Origin of the sequence: Streptococcus suis (genome assembly GCF_019794555.1) — a bacterium.
Lineage (GTDB): Bacteria > Bacillota > Bacilli > Lactobacillales > Streptococcaceae > Streptococcus > Streptococcus suis_AB.
This window is the reverse complement of record NZ_JAIMEP010000075.1, coordinates 1-701: the sequence shown is the minus strand read 5'-3', so window position 1 is coordinate 701 and position 701 is coordinate 1. Positions and strand designations below refer to the sequence as shown.

General features: G+C 45.1%; 1 protein-coding gene. It reads right to left on the bottom strand.

Translation table 11 applies throughout. The annotated features are described in order from the left end of the window. A partial coding sequence (locus K6V48_RS11670) for a transposase (protein WP_222369863.1) occupies window positions 1-701 on the bottom strand: 701 nt, incomplete at both ends.

Sequence of the window (701 nt, the reverse complement as noted above, 5' to 3'; positions counted from 1 at the left end):
TTCCAAATATGCCGCGTGACAACTTTTTGATGGTTCTTACTGGTCGTACATACTGATAATAGGGGACAGTTGGCACAAATTGCAGGATCACTTTTGTATTCTCGGTAGCCTTCTCGGGTGGTCGTGCGATAGGTCAACACCTGATGTTCAGGACACAGGACACAATCGAAGTGTTCGTCATAGACAAAATCTTTAGGACGAAGTTGTCCCTTCTTCCCACGAGGACGGGTGTAGGGAAGGACAGGAGTGATTTCCTTATCAATTAGAAACTTGGCAATACTGGGAGTTTTATAGCCCGAATCCGCAATAATATACTCTGGTTTCAAGGGTTCAAGATTGGCGAAAAGTGCAGGAAAAGCCTGACTGTCATGGATATTACCAGCCTCAACACTATAAGCAAGTGCCCAGCCATACTTATCACAGGCAACTTGGGCAGAATAAGCGAAAACTTCCTTATGATCACCTTTGTGGAACCAGCCACTTTCTGGGTCGGTTGTAGAGATTTTCTTAGCGATGGGCTCTGGCTCTTTGGCGGGCCCGAGCGGCTTTTTTCCTTGCTTTACCCGATCTTGATTCATTTCAATTTCCAGCTGTTCACTCATGAATTTGGCCTGCTTTTCCACCTCTTGGTTGATAAACTTACGATTATTAGCCGCAGCTTTAATATGAGTTCCGTCTATGAAAATCTCCGTCGGGTCAAT